General features: G+C 42.9%; 19 protein-coding genes. 9 read left to right on the top strand and 10 right to left on the bottom strand.

Annotation, left to right across the window (positions count from 1 at the left end; translation table 11 throughout):
• Positions 1-89 precede the first annotated feature (89 nt).
• The 4 genes from FW759_RS04470 (at position 90) to FW759_RS04455 (ending at position 4,205) form a co-directional block, all read left to right on the top strand.
• The gene (locus FW759_RS04470; RefSeq protein ID WP_062845186.1) at positions 90-1,106 is read left to right on the top strand and encodes an ABC transporter permease; all 1,017 of its coding nucleotides are present in this window, start codon (positions 90-92) and stop codon (positions 1,104-1,106) included.
• A 141-nt stretch (positions 1,107-1,247) separates the two neighbouring features.
• Positions 1,248-2,162: an ABC transporter permease gene (locus FW759_RS04465; protein WP_062845187.1), complete on the top strand. Its 915-nt coding sequence runs from the start codon at positions 1,248-1,250 to the stop codon at positions 2,160-2,162.
• A gap of 1 nt (position 2,163) precedes the next feature.
• A complete protein-coding gene (locus FW759_RS04460; RefSeq protein WP_353670230.1) occupies positions 2,164-3,237 on the top strand; it encodes an ABC transporter ATP-binding protein in 1,074 nt (357 codons plus the stop codon).
• Positions 3,234-4,205 carry a peptide ABC transporter ATP-binding protein gene (locus FW759_RS04455; RefSeq protein WP_446442324.1) on the top strand — a complete coding sequence of 324 codons (972 nt, stop codon included), beginning with the start codon at positions 3,234-3,236 and terminating at the stop codon, positions 4,203-4,205. Before FW759_RS04460 ends, FW759_RS04455 begins: the two co-directional genes overlap by 4 nt.
• A 106-nt stretch (positions 4,206-4,311) precedes the next feature.
• On the opposite strand, the gene FW759_RS04450 is transcribed toward FW759_RS04455, so the two are convergent.
• A complete protein-coding gene (locus tag FW759_RS04450) occupies positions 4,312-4,731 on the bottom strand; it encodes a nuclear transport factor 2 family protein (protein ID WP_446442323.1) in 420 nt (139 codons plus the stop codon).
• 319 nt (positions 4,732-5,050) lie between these two features.
• On the opposite strand from FW759_RS04450, the gene FW759_RS04445 reads away from it, so the two are divergent.
• Positions 5,051-6,007 carry a LysR family transcriptional regulator gene (locus tag FW759_RS04445; protein WP_446442322.1) on the top strand — a complete coding sequence of 319 codons (957 nt, stop codon included), beginning with the start codon at positions 5,051-5,053 and terminating at the stop codon, positions 6,005-6,007.
• A 44-nt stretch (positions 6,008-6,051) separates the two neighbouring features.
• Here the strand turns inward: FW759_RS04445 and FW759_RS04440 are convergent, their stop codons facing one another.
• From FW759_RS04440 to serS, 6 genes are all read right to left on the bottom strand, one after another.
• Positions 6,052-6,225, bottom strand: a complete 174-nt coding sequence (locus FW759_RS04440) for a topoisomerase DNA-binding C4 zinc finger domain-containing protein (RefSeq protein ID WP_446442437.1) — start codon at positions 6,223-6,225, stop codon at positions 6,052-6,054.
• Positions 6,226-6,252: 27 nt separating this feature from the next.
• Positions 6,253-7,038, bottom strand: coding sequence for a nuclease-related domain-containing protein (locus tag FW759_RS04435; protein ID WP_446442321.1), 786 nt, complete (start codon positions 7,036-7,038; stop codon positions 6,253-6,255).
• 41 nt (positions 7,039-7,079) lie between these two features.
• Complete coding sequence (locus tag FW759_RS04430) at positions 7,080-7,823, bottom strand: DUF3239 domain-containing protein (protein ID WP_446442320.1); 744 nt, start codon at positions 7,821-7,823, stop codon at positions 7,080-7,082.
• 141 nt (positions 7,824-7,964) lie between these two features.
• Complete coding sequence (locus FW759_RS04425; protein WP_446442319.1) at positions 7,965-9,314, bottom strand: hypothetical protein; 1,350 nt, start codon at positions 9,312-9,314, stop codon at positions 7,965-7,967.
• Positions 9,315-9,539: 225 nt separating this feature from the next.
• Entirely contained in the window at positions 9,540-11,537 is a 1,998-nt protein-coding gene (tkt, locus tag FW759_RS04420; RefSeq protein WP_446442318.1) for a transketolase, read from the bottom strand.
• A 495-nt stretch (positions 11,538-12,032) separates the two neighbouring features.
• Positions 12,033-13,319 carry a serine--tRNA ligase gene (gene serS / locus FW759_RS04415; protein ID WP_446442436.1) on the bottom strand — a complete coding sequence of 429 codons (1,287 nt, stop codon included), beginning with the start codon at positions 13,317-13,319 and terminating at the stop codon, positions 12,033-12,035.
• Between the two features lie 488 nt (positions 13,320-13,807).
• On the opposite strand from serS, the gene FW759_RS04410 reads away from it, so the two are divergent.
• Together FW759_RS04410 and FW759_RS04405 are read left to right on the top strand one after the other, a co-directional pair.
• Positions 13,808-14,467: a YcxB family protein gene (locus FW759_RS04410; RefSeq protein WP_446442317.1), complete on the top strand. Its 660-nt coding sequence runs from the start codon at positions 13,808-13,810 to the stop codon at positions 14,465-14,467.
• A gap of 374 nt (positions 14,468-14,841) precedes the next feature.
• The gene (locus tag FW759_RS04405) at positions 14,842-15,327 is read left to right on the top strand and encodes a Dps family protein (protein ID WP_446442316.1); all 486 of its coding nucleotides are present in this window, start codon (positions 14,842-14,844) and stop codon (positions 15,325-15,327) included.
• A gap of 128 nt (positions 15,328-15,455) precedes the next feature.
• Here the strand turns inward: FW759_RS04405 and FW759_RS04400 are convergent, their stop codons facing one another.
• The 3 genes from FW759_RS04400 to FW759_RS04390 all read right to left on the bottom strand — a co-directional run bounded on the left by FW759_RS04400 (position 15,456) and on the right by FW759_RS04390 (position 18,494).
• Positions 15,456-16,163, bottom strand: coding sequence for a DUF2057 family protein (locus FW759_RS04400; protein ID WP_446442315.1), 708 nt, complete (start codon positions 16,161-16,163; stop codon positions 15,456-15,458).
• Positions 16,164-16,219: 56 nt separating this feature from the next.
• The gene (hda, locus tag FW759_RS04395) at positions 16,220-17,023 is read right to left on the bottom strand and encodes a DnaA regulatory inactivator Hda (protein ID WP_062845199.1); all 804 of its coding nucleotides are present in this window, start codon (positions 17,021-17,023) and stop codon (positions 16,220-16,222) included.
• A gap of 364 nt (positions 17,024-17,387) precedes the next feature.
• On the bottom strand, positions 17,388-18,494 hold the full coding sequence (locus tag FW759_RS04390; protein ID WP_062845200.1) for an AI-2E family transporter: 1,107 nt from the start codon (positions 18,492-18,494) through the stop codon (positions 17,388-17,390).
• 340 nt (positions 18,495-18,834) lie between these two features.
• Here FW759_RS04390 and purM point away from each other — a divergent pair, with 340 nt between their 5' ends.
• Positions 18,835-19,884, top strand: coding sequence for a phosphoribosylformylglycinamidine cyclo-ligase (gene purM / locus FW759_RS04385; RefSeq protein ID WP_446442314.1), 1,050 nt, complete (start codon positions 18,835-18,837; stop codon positions 19,882-19,884).
• On the top strand, positions 19,884-20,579 hold the full coding sequence (gene purN, locus FW759_RS04380) for a phosphoribosylglycinamide formyltransferase (protein WP_446442313.1): 696 nt from the start codon (positions 19,884-19,886) through the stop codon (positions 20,577-20,579). Before purM ends, purN begins: the two co-directional genes overlap by 1 nt.
• The last annotated feature ends 38 nt before the right edge of the window (positions 20,580-20,617 follow it).

Below are 20,617 nucleotides of genomic sequence, written 5' to 3'. Positions count from 1 at the left end.
ACCGCATCAACATACATTAAATACCCTGTCACGGGCATTCTTATCACTGCTACCTCTCTAATCATCGAACCACAACTGTCGAGCGGCTTATGCTACTTTATATTTTGCGTCGAATTGCCATCCTCATTCCTGTCTATCTAGGCTTAACTCTCTCAACCTTTACCCTGATACGTCTCGTCCCTGGCGATGCCGTTGAGATTATGATGGGTGAGCGTATGGTTGATCCAGAGCTACATGCTCGCGCTTTAGAAAGATTGGGATTGGACAAACCGCTCATCGTCCAATATTGGGACTACTTGAGCGGTATCTTAACCGGTGACTTTGGTGCGTCCTTTCGTACGCGCGCCCCAGTCTTACAAGATTTTTTTGCCCACTTTGTACCAACATTAGAGTTGGCGCTGTGTGCGATCATCATTGCGAGTGTCGTTGGTATCAGTTTGGGTATTTTTGCCGCACTGCGCCGCGGTACTTGGATTGATTACACGCTAATGTCAGGCGCTCTCGCTGGCTACTCCATGCCCATTTATTTATTGGGTCCTATACTCACTGGTATCTTTGCCCATTATCTCGGCCTACTGCCCGTCGCTGGTGTGATCTCTGTCGCTCAGTTTTTAGATGTACAGCCCTTATATGGCTCATGGTTATTAGGCTCTCTGACCTCAGGAGAACCGGGTGCGTTTTGGGACGTGGTCAAACATTTTATCTTGCCTTCTATTGCTTTATCGACCATTCCACTTGCGATGATTGCGCGTATGACACGCTCTGCGATGCTGGAAGTATTGGATGAAGATTATGTGCGTACGGCTCGAGCCAAGGGTTTGTCACCGCGCCGCGTGATTTTGATACACGTGATGCGTAATGCATTGATTACCGTTGTTACGGTGGTTGGCTTACAGATGGCAACTTTGCTTGCAGGCGCTATTATTACTGAGACCATCTTTAGCTGGCCAGGCGTTGGTAATTGGCTACTTGATGGCTTTTTCACACGTGATTATCCAATCGTGCAAAACGGTATCTTGTTGGTCGCCACTGCCTTGATTTTGGTTAGCTTATTTATTGATATTTTGTATGGCTTAATCAATCCACGTATTCGCCATACTTCTTAATCTAACATTGATAAATACTCATATTATAAATAGGGACGATTAGCGCTTGAGTGGTCTTTAGAGTTTTTAGCAAAATCTATCTCCTTATTAGGAATAAGATTCTAGCCACTTTCAACGCGTTCGCCACTATAGGAACTGCTCATGAAGTCTTCTACTCTTCCCTCTGATGCCAACCTTGTGGCAGCCACGCCGCCTTCATCTTGGCAGTTATTTTTATCGACATTTTGCCGAAACAAAGGCGCTGTCATTGGATTTATTGTCTTGGCATTGATGGTTATTATTGCCATATTTGCACCAGCCCTTGCCCCTCACGATCCTTATGAATTGTTTACAGGTCAAGAGCAATTACCGCCTGCGTTTTTAAGCGGTGGTGATACTATGTTTTGGCTGGGTACGGACGATGCTGGTCGCGATACGCTGTCTCGCGTGATGTATGGCGCGCGTTATTCTTTATTCATCGGTCTGAGTGCGACCACGCTTGCTATGTTGGTCGGTATCTCGTTAGGACTAAGTGCTGCATTTTGGCCTAAAGTTTGGGGCAAAGCTGTCATGTTGGTCAATGATATTTTGATGTCCTACCCCAGCTTGCTATTGGCCATTATCATTGCGGCAATCTTAGGCCCTTCAATGACCAATACGATTATCACCATTGCATTGGTCTGTACGCCGCCTTTCATTCGTCTCACTCGAGCTACCGCGATGGTAGAGCTGCAACGCGAGTATTTTATTGCCTCACAAGTGATGGGTGCTGGCGTGCTCAGACTCTTGTTTGTAACGATTTTACCCAACTGTATGGCGCCACTAATCGTACAAGCGACGATGATTTTTTCATCAGCGATTTTAGAAGCAGGTGCGATTGGTTTCTTAGGATTTGGCGTGCAACCACCTGATGCTGAATGGGGCGCTATGCTGGGCACAGCACGTCAGTATATTCAAAGTAACGTTTGGCTCGCCATTTGGCCAGGTGTCGCTATCTTTTTAGCTGCCTTATCAATCAACCTGACTGGTGATGGCCTACGCGATGCGCTAGACCCCAAATTAAAGCAGGTGACCTAAAATGACTGATACTTTAAACCATACCAATACCTCGATGAATGGCTCATTAGTAAAAGAGGCGCCATTATTATTAGATATCGAAAATCTCTCGGTCACTTTTGGTGAAGGGTCGCGTGCTTTTCGCGCCGTAGATGATGTGTCTTTGACAGTGACTCAAGGCGAAGTAATCGCGATAGTAGGCGAGTCAGGTTCAGGTAAGTCCGTTACGATGATGGCATTGATGGGACTCTTGCCACCTTATGCAAGCGTGCGTGCCAAACGCGTGATGTTCGATAATAAGGACATGCTCGGTATGTCACCCAAAGAGCGACGCGGCATCATTGGTAAAGACATCTCTATGATTTTTCAAAATGCCATGTCGTGCCTAAATCCAAGCTTTACGGTTGAGATGCAATTAGGCGAAGTCCTTCGAAAACACCTCGGTTTGCGAGGCTCGGCAGTACAGGCACGCATATTAGAGCTATTAGAATTGGTCGAGATGCCCGATGCCAAAAACCGACTCAAGGTGTATCCACATCAACTGTCAGGCGGTATGAGCCAGCGAGTGATGATTGCCATGGCGCTGGCGTGCGAGCCAAAACTCCTTATCGCCGATGAACCCACCACAGCACTTGATGTCACGGTACAAGCACAAATCATGGATCTACTTGGGCGCTTACAACGTGAAAAACAAATGGCCATGGTACTGATCACTCATGATTTGGGTTTGGTCTCTCAAAACTCACGTGACGTCGCTGTTATGTACGCTGGACAAGTAGTTGAAACCAATACGGTGCCAGAGATTTTCCAAAACCCAGCGCATCCTTATACCGAAGCATTGCTACAAGCCATCCCTGAACTGGCTATCGGTCAAGACAGATTACACAGCTTACCAGGCGTGGTGCCCAGCCAATATGATCGCCCAACTGGTTGTTTGCTATCTCCGCGCTGCCCTTACAAAGAACCTGCGTGTGACGTGCCGCCGCCTATTTTAGATACGCCTAATGGCAAGGTGCGCTGTATTCATACCGATCTACCAAGCATATCTGCTGGTACTTCTCCCTTTGACCCTGCTACTTTGGAGTCCCAAGCATGAGTGATAAAGTGGTCTTAAAAGCAGACAATCTACGCAAACACTACCCTGTATCTCAAGGTTTGGGTAAAGCAAAAGCATATGTCAAAGCCTTAAATGGTATTTCGTTTGAGCTACGCGCTGGCAAAACACTGGCGGTCGTTGGTGAATCAGGCTGCGGCAAATCAACGCTTGCCCGCCAGCTCACGCTCATCGAACAGCCGAGTGACGGTGAGCTATTTATTAATGATGAAGGTACAACAGGCTATAGTAGAAAAGCATTAAAAGATTTGCGTACTGAGATTCAAATGGTCTTTCAAAACCCTTATGGCAGCTTAAATCCGCGCCATACGATTGGGTATCAGCTGATGGAACCATTAGATATTCATACCAAACTGTCAAAAGAAGACAAGCGCGACAAAATCAACGACATGATGAGAAATGTCGGTTTACGTCCTGAACATGCTGGACGTTATCCGCACATGTTTTCGGGTGGTCAACGTCAACGTATTGCCCTCGCGCGTGCAATGATGCTCAACCCAAAAATCGTTGTCGCTGATGAACCGACCTCAGCGCTCGATGTGTCCATTCAAGCTCAAGTATTGAACCTGTTTATGGACTTGCAAGATGAGTACCATACGGCGTATGTCTTTATCTCACACAACTTATCCGTCGTGCGCCATGTCGCGGATGATGTGATGGTAATGTACTTAGGTCAAGCGGTCGAACACGGTCCCAAAGAAGCCATTTACAACGCGCCAAAACATCCTTATACGATGGCCCTATTGGCAGCAGCACCCACAGTGAATGGTCAAAAAAAGGATTTAACACTGCAAGGTGAGCTGCCAAGTCCTCTCAACCCGCCAAGTGGTTGCGCCCTACACAAGCGCTGCCCTTATGCTAAGTCACAGTGCAGCGAAATAGAGCCACAACTTCGAGAATGGGACGGGCGATTGGTGGCCTGTTTGCGTCTAGAAGAAATACATGGTTAAAAGTGTTTAATAGTTTAATAGACCATAAGACCGCCGTCATGGCGGTTTTTGTTTATGAACATTTGAATTTACCCTTTATAGACTTCTTTTTATTTTATCAATACGTCTATCTTTCAATGTGCATCGCCGCTTCCAGCGCAGCGGTGTCTTCATGCATACGGTATAAGCAAATCTTGCCTGCCGCATCGAAGCGCACAATCATCGTCCAAAGGCTGTTGAATACGTTTCCGGTGCGCTTGACGGTGTGAGCCAATTCGCCAAACCTAACAATGTAATCATCGCTTGCGATAGAATCTTCCATCTCAAAAGTACCAAATTCAAACATCTGAGCCAGATTCTTAAAGAATATCGTGCCTGCAGCTTGACCAATGTGAGCACCATAAATCGGCACTTGGCTGTCCCTCTCTTCTCGAAAGACCACAAATTTCACGTCTGCGTCACACAGCGCCATGGCTTGCTCATACTCCCCTGTGAAGACATGAGCGACAAACTGGTCAAGGGTCTGGGTATTTGATTTTTTTTGCATATATTTTCTCGCTATATTTGATCCCTTATAAAACAAATACAGCGCTACTGAGATAAATTTTACGTTGCCTCTGTCTGCGAAGGCACAGCAAGCAAGAAAAATTTGTTTCAGTAGTGCGTAATAATAGGTGATCCTCTTTTGTTTAGGACTGACTATATTATGGATTGCATAAATCGTGGCACTTTCAAGGCTGCCAACGAATTATATACAGTCTAATGAAAGGCGTAGTAGACAAACAGACGACACCCACACATTGACTGTGCAAATATGCACAACAGAATTTGCTAAGATAAGAGATGATTAAAACAAGAGAATAACTATGTACTGGGACGATTTGGCTTACTTTGTTTGCTTAGTAGAAAAACAAACATTGACTGCATGCGCTGAAGCAATGAATGTGCAGCACAGCACGGTTGCTCGGCGTATTGAACATCTTGAGCAAACATTGGGCGTCAATCTTTTTGATCGGCTGGGCAAACGCTACGTTTTAACTATCGAGGGCGAGCGGCTCTATCATCAAGCAGTAGAAGTCAAAAAAGAGATGGTCACTTTTCAAAGAATGGCGATTGATCAGAACGCTCTGCAAGGCAAAGTGGTGGTATCCGCCCCGCCTGTATGGGCAAATGAGGTGCTCATACCTGCTTTGGCTGATTTTCGCCAGCGCTTTCCAGATATCGTATTGGCTTTAAGCGGCGATGTAAGTATGAGCAATTTACATCAACGAGAAGCTGATATCGCTATACGCACGCGCCGCCCCACTCAAGAAGACTTGGTTATTCGTACATTAGGGTCGTCGACTTATCGATTTTATGCCCATAATAAATACCTCAAAGACACCAGACCTGAGCAGTGGCAATTCATAGAATTTCAAGCCAACGCCAGAGTGCTCGCTTGGTCGCAGACACTCATAAAGCAGCAAGAATATACGATTGCGTTTAGTACCAATGACTTATATATGGCGTGTCACGCGGCTCGTCAAAAAATAGGGTTTGCGCTATTACCTGACTTTTTAGCCCGTCAGTATCCAGAACTAACAGCGATTGATCCTATTAATAGAGTAACCATGACCGACTTGGAAATTCATTCCCCAGCGGACAATTACGCGGCTGCTGAGCCATTACAACCTGAGCAGTTAGATACACACTCACCTATTCCATTGGCTCAATCTTATCCTCTCTATTTGGTTATGCACCCGGATGTTCGGCGCTCGGCAAGAGTCAGAGCAGTAGCAGATTGGTTAATTGATTGTTCTAATCGGTTAGAGGGGTTTGCATGATATTTTTTATTGATTAGATGATAAATCTATAAATAGCAGTCTGTTCACGGCGTACTAATATTCACTATACCGCGACATCTAGGAAACTGACGACAACCGTAAAAAGTCTGGCCTTGACGCGCGCCTTTTTTGGCAACACGTTTGATCATCTCACCGTTGCATCTTGGGCAGGTTGGTGTTTGAACAAGATTAGCTGCATCTTCTAACGCCTTAAGTATCTCAGGTTCTTTGACCTATGGCTCAGATTATACAATTTCAAACGGCGTCAAAAACACTTTATTGGTCATATCATATGGGGTGATTGTCTGCTGAATATTCAAAACATCAATTGTTAAATCGTTAGATTCAATCTCAGTTTGACCAGACCATCGCTGCACTTCTCTACTTTTTAGGATAGGTCTTTTTACGGTTTCTTTTACTGTTGGTTCAGGTGTAGGATTGTCAGTATTTTTGCTCGGGTTACTATGCTTATCTTTTAGATAGGCTTTGTGCTGCCGATTGGTGCGCCACGATTTGCTAAATCTCTTGCTCTCAATCTGCTCAACAATGGATATGACCTCGTCTTCAGTCAGTAGTTTATCTTGTTTTCTCTTCACATAAGAGACCATACCACTCGTCAATACGTGTTCGGGTAGCTCATCGCGGGTTTTCAACTCACACTCACCGATGAACGCAATCATCGAATGAAAGTAGCGCAGCTCCAAGTCTAATAAATCTGCGAGCGTCTTTATGTGCAAGTAGTTCTGACGTAGTGGGTTTTGGAATTTGAATTTACTGCCATTTGGGAATGATTGCGTCCACTGCTTTTGGTTCTCGCTACCGTATATCCAGCCTTTATAGTTTTTGGTTTCAATGACAAAGATGCCGTATACGGAGACGATAATATGGTCAATTTGCGTACTCCCACCATTAGCTAATGGCAAGGTGACATTGTTTAGGCGATGATAAACGTCTTTTTCAAGCTTTAGCCACATGGCGACGTTGATGACGGTTTCGCCGAAAAAGCCTTTGAAGGTGGATTTTAGGGACATGGTAGTAATCTCAAAAAATCAATCATTGAAGCTGATATTTTCTATCTAAAAAAATCAAAAACTTTCAAAATAGCGATAAATATAATTACACCAATTACTATTTTCTTGAAGTTTATACTTCCATCTCCCTTTTCAAGATCATCTAGAACACTCATGGCATCACTCGGTATTCCATTCCAACCACTCTGTTCTTTATCAACTTGATACAAACCTGTTTTATAGGGCTTCTCCAACTCTAATAAATATTTTTCTAGCTGCTCCCACTGCTCATTTGGATAACTTTGCATCGCTAAGTTTATGACCTTTACATCATTAGTTGCATAGGATAAAGGAATAGGGTTGAAGTCTAGCCAATGCGCTAAACTCTCATTAGTTGAGGCCGTATAAAGTGCAACTGTGGGAACTCTATCGCCAATAGACACATTTTTCAACGAAGCGCGTTTCGTTATTTTTACCACAGGAAAGTCACCATAACCCTTAGTTAAATTTGTATTAACTGCAATGAGCGTCGGATGAATATCTACAACGATACCGCCATTTGAATCTCCACTTAAGAAATGCTCCTTTTTATTTGTCCAGTAATAAAGGTTTATAACGATTGCAATAACCACGATAAATAAATACATAATATCTACGACTATTGCAGCTAATAGTGAGCAAATTAGAAACAGAGTTAGTAAACCTACATCCATTTTATTATGACAAAACCATACCCATTTATTTAGCTCTGCATTGCCTGGGTTTGAAGCGACACTATTATCATCGACTGTGTAATTATTTCTCATTTAATATTCACTTTATCAAACTTGGTATATAAATAAAAAGAGCTGCCAAATTAATTTAGCAACTCTTTTATCAACTAAAAGTTCAGTTTGAGCTTAAATCACACTAAATTCTTTATAATCAGAATAAGCTCAGACACTTAGTTAGTAATAATAAAAATCTTTAACCATATCTGCGGTATATCTAGCATTCACTCTACTCAATAGACTAGTCGCAGTAGGAGCTCTATTATTAGGTAATCCAAAATTTAAAAATGTTGGCATATTAAATTTCAGCGGAACGCTTCCTTCATAGTTATAAGTAATCTCTTGGTTAATTTTTCCATTTTGACTGACATCAACTAAAGTTTTAGTCAAATATCCAGCACTGTTATATTCAGCTTTTTCGGTCACATCCTGAATGTTATTGAAGCTATCATATTCAAACGTAGCACCAGTGGCCAAATTAGCTTTATCATAAGTTACTTTAATATCAATAACATCTATGCCACCAGAATTGTTATTGGTTGTCTCTCTAATAATATTTTTTTGATTATCATAAGCATAGTTGACTGTTCGAACACTTCCATAATCAAGTGAGCTATCAATCAGCTTTGTAACGTTACCTTGGTCATCATAGTTGTATTCAAAAGTCTCATACAATTTTTTGACTTCGGTGTTAGTAACATCATTACCTTCTAGATAATATAAAGCAGACTTGGCTACGTAATTATTAGCATTGAGAGTTATATATCTGATTCTATCTATACTACCATTGTTATATTCATCAGTCTCAATTTGTTCTAATTGATTTAAATCATTGTAAATATAGGTGCTTGTTGAATTATCAAAATAACTTGTATCGCTCGTATCACTCTTTGCTATTTGCGTTATATCACCATTTAAGTTATATCGATAAGTAGTTACTGCTTCAAATACACTATCCCCATCATCGTTAGTCTGATGTTCAATCAACTGATCTTTTTTGTCGTATACCCATACTTCAATCCTATCAGTTTGTTTATCAATACCACGAGTACTTTCAAGACGAATCAAACGACCTTTATTATCATAAGTAAATCTCTCTGATGAATTAGCTCGTTCAGGATTATAAGAAGATAAATATTCTGTTTCGATAAGCTGTTTTTTTGCATTAAAATAAGCAATTTCTGTCGCGTTCACATAACCAAAACCGTTTCCTCGATAGGATTTAGTGCTGACACCAGCAACAGTAGCATCTAGCGGTTTTGCATCTTTCTCATTTTCAACACCATCACCATCAATGTCTGGATCACAGTCGTCAATGATGCCATCTTTGTCCAAATCTGCTTGTCCTGAATTACTAGCGGTAACGCCTTTACATTTATCAATAGGGATATTAACAGGGGGTTTATCAGGGTTGTTATTACTCTGACCACCAGAGTCAGAGCCTCCACCACAAGCCGTTAATGAAGTGGCGAAAAGAATAATAGCAATAGCAGAGCTTAATTTCTTTATAGTGTAAGTAGTCGACATGTATAGGCTCATTGGATAAAGTTAATTTAGCATTCATGCTTTGCAACAAGCCATGCACGATTAATTATGTATTGTAAAATTTTTTTACTAATCTAATACATATTTCCAAGCATATTAACTATTTCTATATACATTAGTCAATCTTTTACTCTGTTATGAATAACAAAAAAAGCCACCAGATTTATCTGATGGCTCTTTTTCTAAACATTAACTAACTCAAGTTTATTACACCAAGCTATTCACCGCATCAACCACAGCGTCAGTCGTGATACCAAACTCTTTATACAGCTCATCTGCTGGCGCTGACTCACCATAAGTGGTCATACCAATGACTTTGCCATCTAAGCCAACAAACTTGTACCAGTAATCTACATGCGCAGCTTCCACTGCGACACGAGCACGGATATTGGCAGGCAATACGGCTTCACGGTAGCTCGCCTCTTGCTCAACGAATATCTCAGCACATGGCATAGACACCACACGCACACCAACACCGTTTGCACTTAGTGTCTCGTACGCTTCCATCGCTAGACCAACTTCTGAGCCAGTTGCGATGATGATTGCCTGTAGCTCGCCTTGTTCTTTCGCCAGTACATAACCACCTTTGGTGATGTTAGCTACTTGCTCGCTATCACGTGCTTGATGTGGCAAGCTCTGACGACTAAAGATCAATGCTGATGGATTATTTTCAGACTTGATTGCTTCTACCCAAGCACTGGCAGATTCAGTCGCATCACACGGACGCCACGTGCGTAGGTTTGGCGTGGTACGTAGGCTCGTCAATTGCTCAACTGGCTGATGCGTTGGGCCATCTTCACCCAAACCGATCGAGTCATGCGTATAGACATGGATGACACGCTGCTTCATGAGTGCGCCCATACGTACTGCGTTACGCGCGTATTCCATAAACATCAAGAACGTTGCTACGTAAGGGATAAAGCCGCCGTGTAATGCAATACCATTGGCAATCGCCGTCATACCAAACTCACGTACGCCGTAATAGATATAGTTGCCATCAGCGTCTTTCTCGATACCTTTAGCGCCTTTAAATAGCGTAAGGTTCGAGCCAGCGAGATCAGCTGAGCCGCCTAGTAACTCTGGCAATAATGGCTGCAAGCTGTTGATAGCATTTTGACTGGCTTTACGGCTAGCAACATCGCCGCCCGCTTCTTGCGTTTGCTGAATATACGCTTGCGCTTGGCTAGCAAAGTCAGCAGGCAACTCGCCATTTAGACGACGTGACAGTTCTGCTGCAAGCTCTGGATAGGCTTTTTCATAAGCGGCAAAATCTGCTTCCCAATTCTTTTGTTGTACATCGCCTTTTGGTTTGGCATCCCACGCTCCATAGATTTCATCATCTAATTCAAATGGCGCATGCGTCCAAGCTAAGGCATCACGAGTCAATATGATTTCGTCATCACCGAGTGGTGCACCATGGCTTGCTGCTAGGCCTTGTTTGTTCGGGCTACCAGCACCAATCGTGGTTTTACAAATGATTAGACTTGGCTTGCTAGTCTCTGCAATCGCTTGCTCAGTTGCTTGCGTGATGGCATCAGTATCATGACCGTCAACTTTGATGACTTGCCAGCCATACGATTCAAAGCGGGCTTCGGTATCATCAGTGAACCAGCCTTCGACATTACCGTCGATTGAGATGCCATTGTCATCATAGAAGAATACCAGTTTGCCAAGACCTAACGTGCCAGCCAGTGAGCAAACTTCATGACTGATACCTTCCATCAAGCAACCATCGCCTAAGAATGCATAGGTATGATGGTCAACAACATTATGCCCGTCACGATTGAACTGCGCCGCTAATGTTTTTTCAGCAATGGCAAAACCAACGGCATTAGCAATACCTTGTCCTAGTGGACCTGTCGTGGTTTCAACCCCTGGCGTATAACCAAGCTCAGGGTGACCTGGGGTTTTTGAATGTAACTGGCGAAAGCCTTTTAGGTCATCAACACTAACGTCATAGCCTGATAAATGTAGCAATGAGTAGATAAGCATTGAGCCATGACCGTTTGACAGTACAAAGCGATCACGGTTATGCCACTGCGGATCAGCAGGATTATGCTTCAAAAATTTACGCCACAACACTTCGGCAATGTCGGCCATACCCATTGGCGCACCTGGATGTCCAGAGTTGGCTTTTTGAACCGCGTCAAACGACAGCACACGGATGGCATTGGCTAGTTTACGTTCGTTAATTGGGGTAGGCATAGCATGTCCTAATATTAAAGGAAAGTTTATTTGATTAAAAAAGGCTCTTGAACTGAATTTGCTTGGATATCTAAATAGGTGGCTCATTATAAACTAAGTAGCAACAATTTTTCCTGTTACTCCTAGTCCACAACTTGATCGGGTCACATAATAAAAAATCAATTGATTATTAATGACTTCAATATAATGTTTCTCAAATTCTCGATAACAAACATACTGAAGCCATCTCTCTTCCAAATAATCTGCCATTTGCTGATAGCTTATATTATTTGCAAATTTGCAAATTTGCAGCGCAACGTAAGCATACAATTTGCATCATCATGGCGTTCTTGATCAAGAAAATCGCAACCAACATTGTTTTCCTTACAACAGAAAAATATATTGGCATCTATTTCAAAGCCTAACAAATTGTCGCCGCTGCTTTGACCATAGATGAGATATTGTGAGTAATTCAATTCATCAACTATGGTCAAGATCTTCATGACGTTACTAACTTCAAATTTCAATACGCTCAGCACCGCCCATAAATGGACGCAGTACTTTTGGAATCGCAATGCTACCATCAGCGTTTTGATGGTTTTCCATCACGGCTAACAGCGTACGACCGACTGCCAAGCCTGAACCGTTTAGGGTATGCGCGAGGCTGGTTTGCTTGCCATCTTTGACACGTGTGCCCATACGACGGGCTTGGAAATTGCCACAGTTAGAGCAGCTAGAGATTTCACGGTAAGTGTCTTGGCTTGGTAGCCATACTTCGATGTCGTAGGTTTTTTGCGCCGAAAAACCCATATCGCCAGTGCATAGTTTAACCACGCGATACGGCAAATTAAGTTGCTGCAAGATATATTCGGCTTGTCCAGTCATCGCCTCAAGCAACTCATCAGACTGCTCAGCGGTAGCGATGTTGACCATCTCAACCTTTTCGAACTGATGCTGACGAATCAAACCGCGCGTATCACGACCATGCGAACCTGCTTCACTACGGAAACAAGGCGTATGCGTAGTGAACTTTAGCGGCAACTCTTTGATATCCAAACGCTCACCGCGTACCAAGTTGGTCATTGGTACCTCTGCTGTTGGAATCAGATAAAAGTCCATCTCGTCATTGTTCGTATGATTGGTCAATTTAAACAAATCATCTTCAAACTTAGGCAGCTGACCTGTGCCTTTTAAGCTCTCCGAATTGACAATATAAGGCACATACATTTCAGTATAACCATACTTGATGGTGTGCGTGTTCAGCATGAACTGAATCAGTGCGCGATGCATTTGAGCAAGCTGGCCTCGTAGCACATTAAAACGGCTGCCCGTTAGCTTAGTCGCTGCTTCAAAATCCAGCATACCAAGCGTTTCGCCGATATGCGTGTGATCTTTTATCTCAAAATCAAACGTACGCGGCGTACCCCATGTGCGTAGCTCGACGTTATCCTCTTCTGATGTACCTACTGGCACATCTGCTGCTGGAATATTGGGAATCTGCAATGCCGCTTGCGTGATACGTTCTTGTAAGGTGCGCAGCTCATCTTCAGCCGCCTTGATCTCTCCACTGACTTGCTGCATCTCATTAAGCAGCTCAGTGGCATCTTCGCCTGATTTTTTTAGCGCGCCCACTTGCTTAGCACCAGCATTACGTTGCGCTTGTAGCTCTTCAGTCTTAACTTGCAAGGATTTACGCTCGGACTCAATCGATTGCCAAAACTCCATATCAAGCGCGTAGCCACGAGTGGCCAGTTGTTGCTGTAAATCGCTTAAATCGCCACGTAAGAGTTTCGGATCAATCATAATAGTTGCCTGTAACACTGAGAGTGAATAAGAAGTTGAAACATTATTGGTATAATCATTGGTCAGCTCATAGATATCATTAAGCTTGATAGCCCAATCATTATCTTGCCATGCTGGCCTATTCTTTATCAAAATATAAGCCAGACGCTATAATACCAAGACCCAGCAGATTTGACCATGTTTTGGTTAAATTTTGCGCGTTTTCTAAATACGCTGTTTTGCCTCATGTATTTGGTTTATGGCAAGCCTGTTCTGACGATAAATCATGCTTTGGTCTGCAATTACTCTCAATTTATACTGTCTCGCTCAATTAATAGCAATAATGTGCCCTCTATCGGTGAAGAGGATGGCTTATCTGTTTCATTTAGGAGCACTTTTCGGTAAGATAAGCGCATACTATTTTTCGACATTTGGTCAAATATGGCATTACTGCTTTAATTTGACGATTTAAACCCAACGCTTTTCATACAAGTATTTGAGAAACCTTTATGGCCTTGTACCCCTACACGCTGCAACCTGTCGCCTTAAACATCACCGAGGCTGAATTTCATCAAGCACAATACGAATTGTTTGCTAGTGCCAGTCCTTCTTTTGGTCTAAAGAGCATTAAGAAAAAAGAATGGATCATCATGGCAATCGTTGTGATATTAGCGGTTGCAGGGCTGGTTTTTGTCACTGGCTATTCCACCATTATTTTTTGGTTGATGATGGTTGCAGTTGTAATTTATTTATTGGTTCGTACGCTTGGCTTTAAATGGTATGTCAAACGGGAGTTTGAGAAACAAGTAGCCGATCAAGAAATGCCAGATGAGATGCGTCAAATGAAGCTCGGCGTACAAAAACATGGCTTAGTGATGGCAATGCCAAGCAACCAGCCTGACATGATGAAAAGTAATCAGATGCGCGGTATGCAGATGCGAGCTGGCTCTACTCAGCAAGCCGTTATACCTTGGAGCGCTATTAAAAGCTGGGATGAGACCGACGACTATATTTTTATGATGTTTGAGATGAAAGGTCAGCAAGGCAGCCAAATCTTACCAAAACGTTTGCAAGCACAGAAATTCCCAATTGACACAGTACGTCAACACTTACAAGAAGTGGTTGCCGTTAAAGGGTTAAATCCTGAAAACTTAAAACCGCCAGTGTGAAGCAAAACCTCCCTTTTATCGTTCATGTAATAAGCGATAAAGGGGTTATCGTTGTTAATAAGTACCAGTAGTCGCTTGGATACATGTTTGTTTGGATTGCAATTTTATTAAACCATATTAATTTGTAAAACCAATCGCATTATTAAATTCATTGAATTTAACTTATAGATAGTTATTTGTTATTATAATAAGCATCAAAAGAAGGTAAAAAAGTTTTATTGATTCAAACGTACTTTATTAACTCTGGTTCAAAAAACTTTAACATTATAAGTCGCCATATATAAAGTATGTATGGTAATACAGCAAGCGAGTTGTTACACTTTTAATCTTCTTTAAGCCTGCTATATCAACACTCACACTATAAGGATAATATTATGAGTCATACTAATAACGATACAAACCAAATTGGTCTAGAAACAGCCGACATGAGCAGTATCATCACGAAGCTAAACGGTCTGTTATCAAGCTATCATACGTTTTATATCAACGTGCGTGGCTATCATTGGAACGTGAAAGGCGAGCATTTCTTTTCATTACATCCTAAGTTTGAAGAGTTATATACTGAACTACAATTACAGATTGATGAGATCGCAGAACGTATCCTAACGCTAGGCGGCACACCGCTTCACGCTTATAGCGACTTTGCTCAGCACACAACCATCAAAGAAGATAAAAATGTCAAAGATGGCAAAACCTGCGTAAAAGGCATTGTAACTGGTTTACAAACAATGATTGAAGAACAACGTGATGTGTCAGCCGCAGCGCAAGAAGCAGAAGATCAAGGTACAGCGGATTTGGTCGATGAATATGTGCAGCTACAAGAAAAGCATGTATGGATGTATAATGCCTTTTTGGGTTAATAACCCGCTTAAATAGTCCCTTGTATTCATAACATCAAAGAATTCATGGCACTAAAAAATATGAAGCGTAAGAAAAAAGCACCTTAACAGGTGCTTTTTTTGGTTTTAAATTTGATAGAAGTAACGCGTTATTTTTGTACCCACTGACGCATTTTTTCACGCTCAGCTGGCGTTGCTTGTAGCCAAATTTGCATAAACTGATCCAGCTTATCCGTAGATGCATTCATGTTTGTGGTTTGAGTGGTAGAAGTAACTGCTCCAGCACTCATGTTATTTTGAGTATTTGTCGTTGCTGGGCTGATCGCGGCAATAGCGCGCTGATTTTGCATCTCAGCATCACCTGCGCCATCAAATACACCGCCTAACGCTTTACCCAATCCTGCAAACAAACTGCCCTGACTGCCCGCCATCGCCTTTTGACTTGCGATTACTGTGCCGTTCTGTTGTATCGCTAGCGTCGGTTGTTTGGCGTATTCTTTGGCAGCTTGATACTCTTCTGGCTGATTTAGCATGACAAGACGATAGTTTTGGTTGTCTGCCAATTCTGCGACGACACTGACGTTACCAGAGCGCAAGTAGTCATGTTCATCACGGCGCAAATCATATAGACGATCGTATTTTGCAGTAATTGCGTGACGACCCGGCTCAAGAGTAAACTCTTTGGTTAATGGCTGAAAAATACTTTGCTGCAACTCCTGTCCATTGATAGCAGTTACCTTTATATGATCATCAACGGACAAAGTGACCGCGGCTTGTGACAGCATAGGAACGGACGCAGCAGTAACAAGTAACGTGCTGAGAGTCATTTTTTTTAGCAAAGAAGCGTTTGGTTTCATAAAGGGTTCCATTAATAGTAAAAGCGTTTTGGATAGAAAAATGGGTGTTCTTAATACTAAAAATCGAGGGGCATTGTATGCTGCTCTTGACCAGCCGCATCGTTATCTACTTGTGTTTCTTGTGCAATATCAGCAAGCTCAGCTGCGAGCGTCTGCTCATCAATAGTACGTAGAGCATCGCTGATGACTGCTTTGGATATATTACTACGTCCAAGGTTAGAAAACATGGGCTGAATATAGTTAAGTACTTCCATCATGGCCCCAATACGATGAGGCCCCTCTGTCAGTAAATGATCAATAATTCGATCATCAAACTGCCAGCCACGACGACGTAAAATAGACTGTAACAATGCTTGACGGTCGGCAAGATCATGACCGTTAGGGACTTTAAACGTAGGCGCTTGTGCCAAACGAGTCATCAAATCTCTTAGCTGAAATGGCAAATCACCAGCAGGCGTATTGGCCGCAAACAACAACTGACGTTGCCCTTCACGGCTGCGATTGATCAGGTGAAATAAGGCTTCTTGCCACTGACTGCTTTGCTCTAACACTTCTAAATCATCAATCGCAATCAGATCAAAGTTCTCTAAAGAAGACAGTACGTGCACATCCGTATGAATCAACTCATTGAGTGACAAACAAATCGCCGACTTGTCCATCTCAATAAACGACTCACAAATAGCAGACAGCAGATGAGACTTACCCGTGGCAGGACTGCCAAACAGATATAGCTGACCAATCAGGCCGACATGGAGTTGCCGTACTGCGTCAATAATCGACATCCAACCCGGACCGGCAAAGTCGCTTAAACTTGCATCATGCTTAATGTCCAGATTGAGACTTAGCTGTGCTTCTGCCATGAATCATCAACTCGTTTTGCGTAATGCAATATAATAAAAAGGAATAGAGTACCAATATTTTTAAAGGTGCGAACTGCTCTGATACTATTTAGTATGAACTATCTAATGCGAATTACTTGCTACCGATTGACAGCGTTCATAAATTGTCTTTTTTTAAATGTAAACCACAGGCGTATTTACCAAAATGACGCTTATGCCTGACATGCTTAATAGCAACTTATACCATCAATACTGCGCCTATATATAACATATTTGCAAAATGACTGACAAGTCTTTTACAGATTAAGGTTGAATAGGCGCGGCTTTCCTACCTTGCCATTCGTCATCAAGGCTCCATGGCCCAATTGACTAACTAATGACCTACCTACTCTTTTTTAAACAAAACCAGTTGTTTACGGCCTCTATAAAAATCCGTTGAGCGATAGTAAGCGTATAAATGGCGGAACAATACATTAAGCACAGCAGAAACGGGCAAGGCAATCAACATACCAACGAAGCCCAACAGGCTGGCTCCTGCTAGTACAGCAAAAATAACCCATAATGGTGATAAACCGATTTTATCCCCTAAGAGCAATGGCTGTAGAATATAGCCTTCTGCTGCCTGCCCGACCAAGAACGCACCAACAACCAACGCCAAATATGTCCAATCTAGTCCAAACTGAAATAGACAGGCGATGATGGCGGCAATAAAACCAATACCAAAACCCAAGTAAGGAACGAAGCTTGCAATACCTGCAACCATACCAATGATAAGTCCAAGCTCAAGCCCAATCAGTTGTAGCTGTACTGCGTAAATAGCCCCTAATAGCACCATCACTAGCAACTGACCTTTGATGAAAGCCATTAGCGCACGATCACATTCTTGAGCGATATGAATAATTCTTTCGCAATGAGAGGCAGGGAGTGCCATCTTCCATGTATGCAAGCGCTTGTCCCAATTAAATAAGAAATAGAAGGTCAGAATTGGTACAAGTACAATAAGTCCTGCGTTGTTGATAAAGATCATACTCGATGCAATGACTTGACTCATCAAGGTACTGGCATCTGAAAATTTATAATTCGTTTGCATATAATCTAGCAAAGTATCAGAAAACTCTTTGGACTCAAGCCTTGGCAGACGCATGGGAGTGTTAGCCACAAACCATTCACGTACCACTTGATTGTACCAATTCAGCACTTTAGGCAAGTACTCCCACGCGGCTTGCAACTGATACCACAATGTCGGGACTAACCACCAAAGTAGTAATGCCATCCCAAAAGTAATGGTGGAGTACACAATGATAATCGCCACCCAACGTTTGAGATACTTTGACAAACGTCTCACCAGCGGATTGAACAGGTATGCAAGTACGAAAGCGACGACAAAAGGCATAATGACCGGTAGCATCAAATATAATAAATAAATAGCGACAACCAGACCAACGACAATAAATAAACGCCGAAAAAAGGGATCTATTGGTTGGTTTATCATGATAAGCAATCCTATGACAGGGCTAATTTAAGACATCGGCGTGATTGAGTAGATCTTATATCTATTGAGTAACACCAGTATAATAATGAGCCGTTATTGACAATAAATTTAGCGTTCCATTATCGCAGAGTCCAAAAAAAAATCCGTCATTTTTTTGTTTCTTGACGTCTGATTGATGAGTTATAGCAAATCCTAGTGAAAATCAGCCAAATATCGGCAAGTTGCTTTGCGAGTGAGGGGCATTTTTGGGTATAATGCGCGCACTATCAGCAAAATTAACACGACCGATTCGCTTTTCTACTGACTGACCTTCATTCCCCTATAAAATTGTGAGATGACCATGAGTAACAAGCCTTCTTTAAGCTACAAAGATGCTGGCGTTGATATTGATGCTGGCGATGCGCTGGTTCAACGTATTAAATCAGTGGCAAAAGCCACCTCTCGTCCTGAGGTTGTGGGCGGACTTGGCGGCTTTGGAGCGCTTTGTCGCATTCCAACTGGTTACACGTCGCCTTTATTAGTATCGGGTACTGACGGCGTTGGTACTAAGCTCAAATTGGCCTTGCAGCTGAATCGTCACGACACAATCGGTATCGACTTGGTCGCCATGTGTGTCAATGATTTATTGGTATGCGGCGCAGAGCCGTTATTCTTTTTAGATTATTATGCAACGGGCAAGCTTGATATCGATACCGCGGCGACTGTGGTTACTGGTATTGGTGAAGGCTGTAAGTTATCGAACTGTGCATTAATCGGTGGCGAAACGGCTGAGATGCCAGGCATGTATCAAGATGAAGATTACGACTTGGCCGGATTCTGTGTGGGTGTGGTTGAAGAAAGCGAAGTCATCACGGGTGAAAATGTTGCTGAAGGTGACGTACTGATTGCGCTTGCTTCAAGTGGCGCGCACTCTAATGGTTACTCATTGGTTCGAAAAGTCATCGAAGTGAGCGGTATTGATGTGACTAACAGCAATGAGCAGCTAGATGGTCAACCTATCCAAGACGCACTAATGGCCCCTACTCGTATCTATGTAAAAGCCATCAAAGCCTTACAAGACACTCTTGGCAGTTCAGCTTTGCATGCGATGTCTCACATCACAGGTGGTGGTCTGACCGATAACTTACCTCGTGTCTTACCAGAGAACTTGGCCGCCAGTATCGACACCAATAGCTGGCAGTTCTCAGAGCTATTCACTTGGTTGCAAACTCAAGGCAATATCGAACAAAGCGAGATGTACCGCACCTTCAACTGCGGTGTCGGTTTTGTCATCGTAGTTCCTAAAGACAAAGCTGACATCGCAATCAAAACACTAAACGACGCTGGTGAAAACGCTTGGCAATTGGGCGAAATGGTCAATCGTGACGTTGACGCGGTGGTATACAGTTAATGTCCGTTAATACGAACCAAGCCCAAACTACCAAACCACTACGAGTGGCGGTTTTGGTCTCTGGTAGCGGCAGCAATCTACAAGTCTTGATCGATGCCATGCAAGCCGGCGCGCTACCCATCGAGATAGTTGGTGTGATTAGCAATCGTGATGACGCTTATGCCATCACACGTGCCAATGCTGCTTCTATTCCAGTGGCCGTGTTGTCACACGTTGCTAGTGGTAAGCGTATGGGTATCAAAACCTTTGAGCGCCATGCCAGTGATCAGCTTCAAGCATGGCAGCCAGATCTCATTGTGCTGGCAGGTTTTATGCGGGTATTGAGTGCCTCATTTATCAATACCTCACCAGCACCGATGATCAATTTGCACCCTTCTCTACTGCCTGCCTATAAGGGTCTTGATACACATCAACGCGTCATACAAGCAGGTGAGTATCATCATGGTTGTAGCATTCATGTTGTGACCGCTGAGCTTGATGCTGGAGCCGTTCTGACCCAAGCTGTCCTATCTTTGGATCAAAAAGATACGGCTGAGAATTTGCAGAAGCGTGTACAAAAGCTTGAGCATCAATTACTACCTTGGACCGTTTTATTATTGGCAAAAGGCGTATTATCATTGAATCACGGTGAGTCAAATAGTCAGGCCAGCACTTTTTTACCAGCTCTGCCTTTAAAACTGTATCTAGACAGTTGATGGGATAATAAGATAACAGATTATTATTCAATGACAGT

This window comes from Psychrobacter sp. 1176_08 (assembly GCF_052850615.1).
The sequence above is the reverse complement of the archived record's forward strand: the minus strand, read 5'-3'. Positions and strand labels throughout refer to the sequence as shown.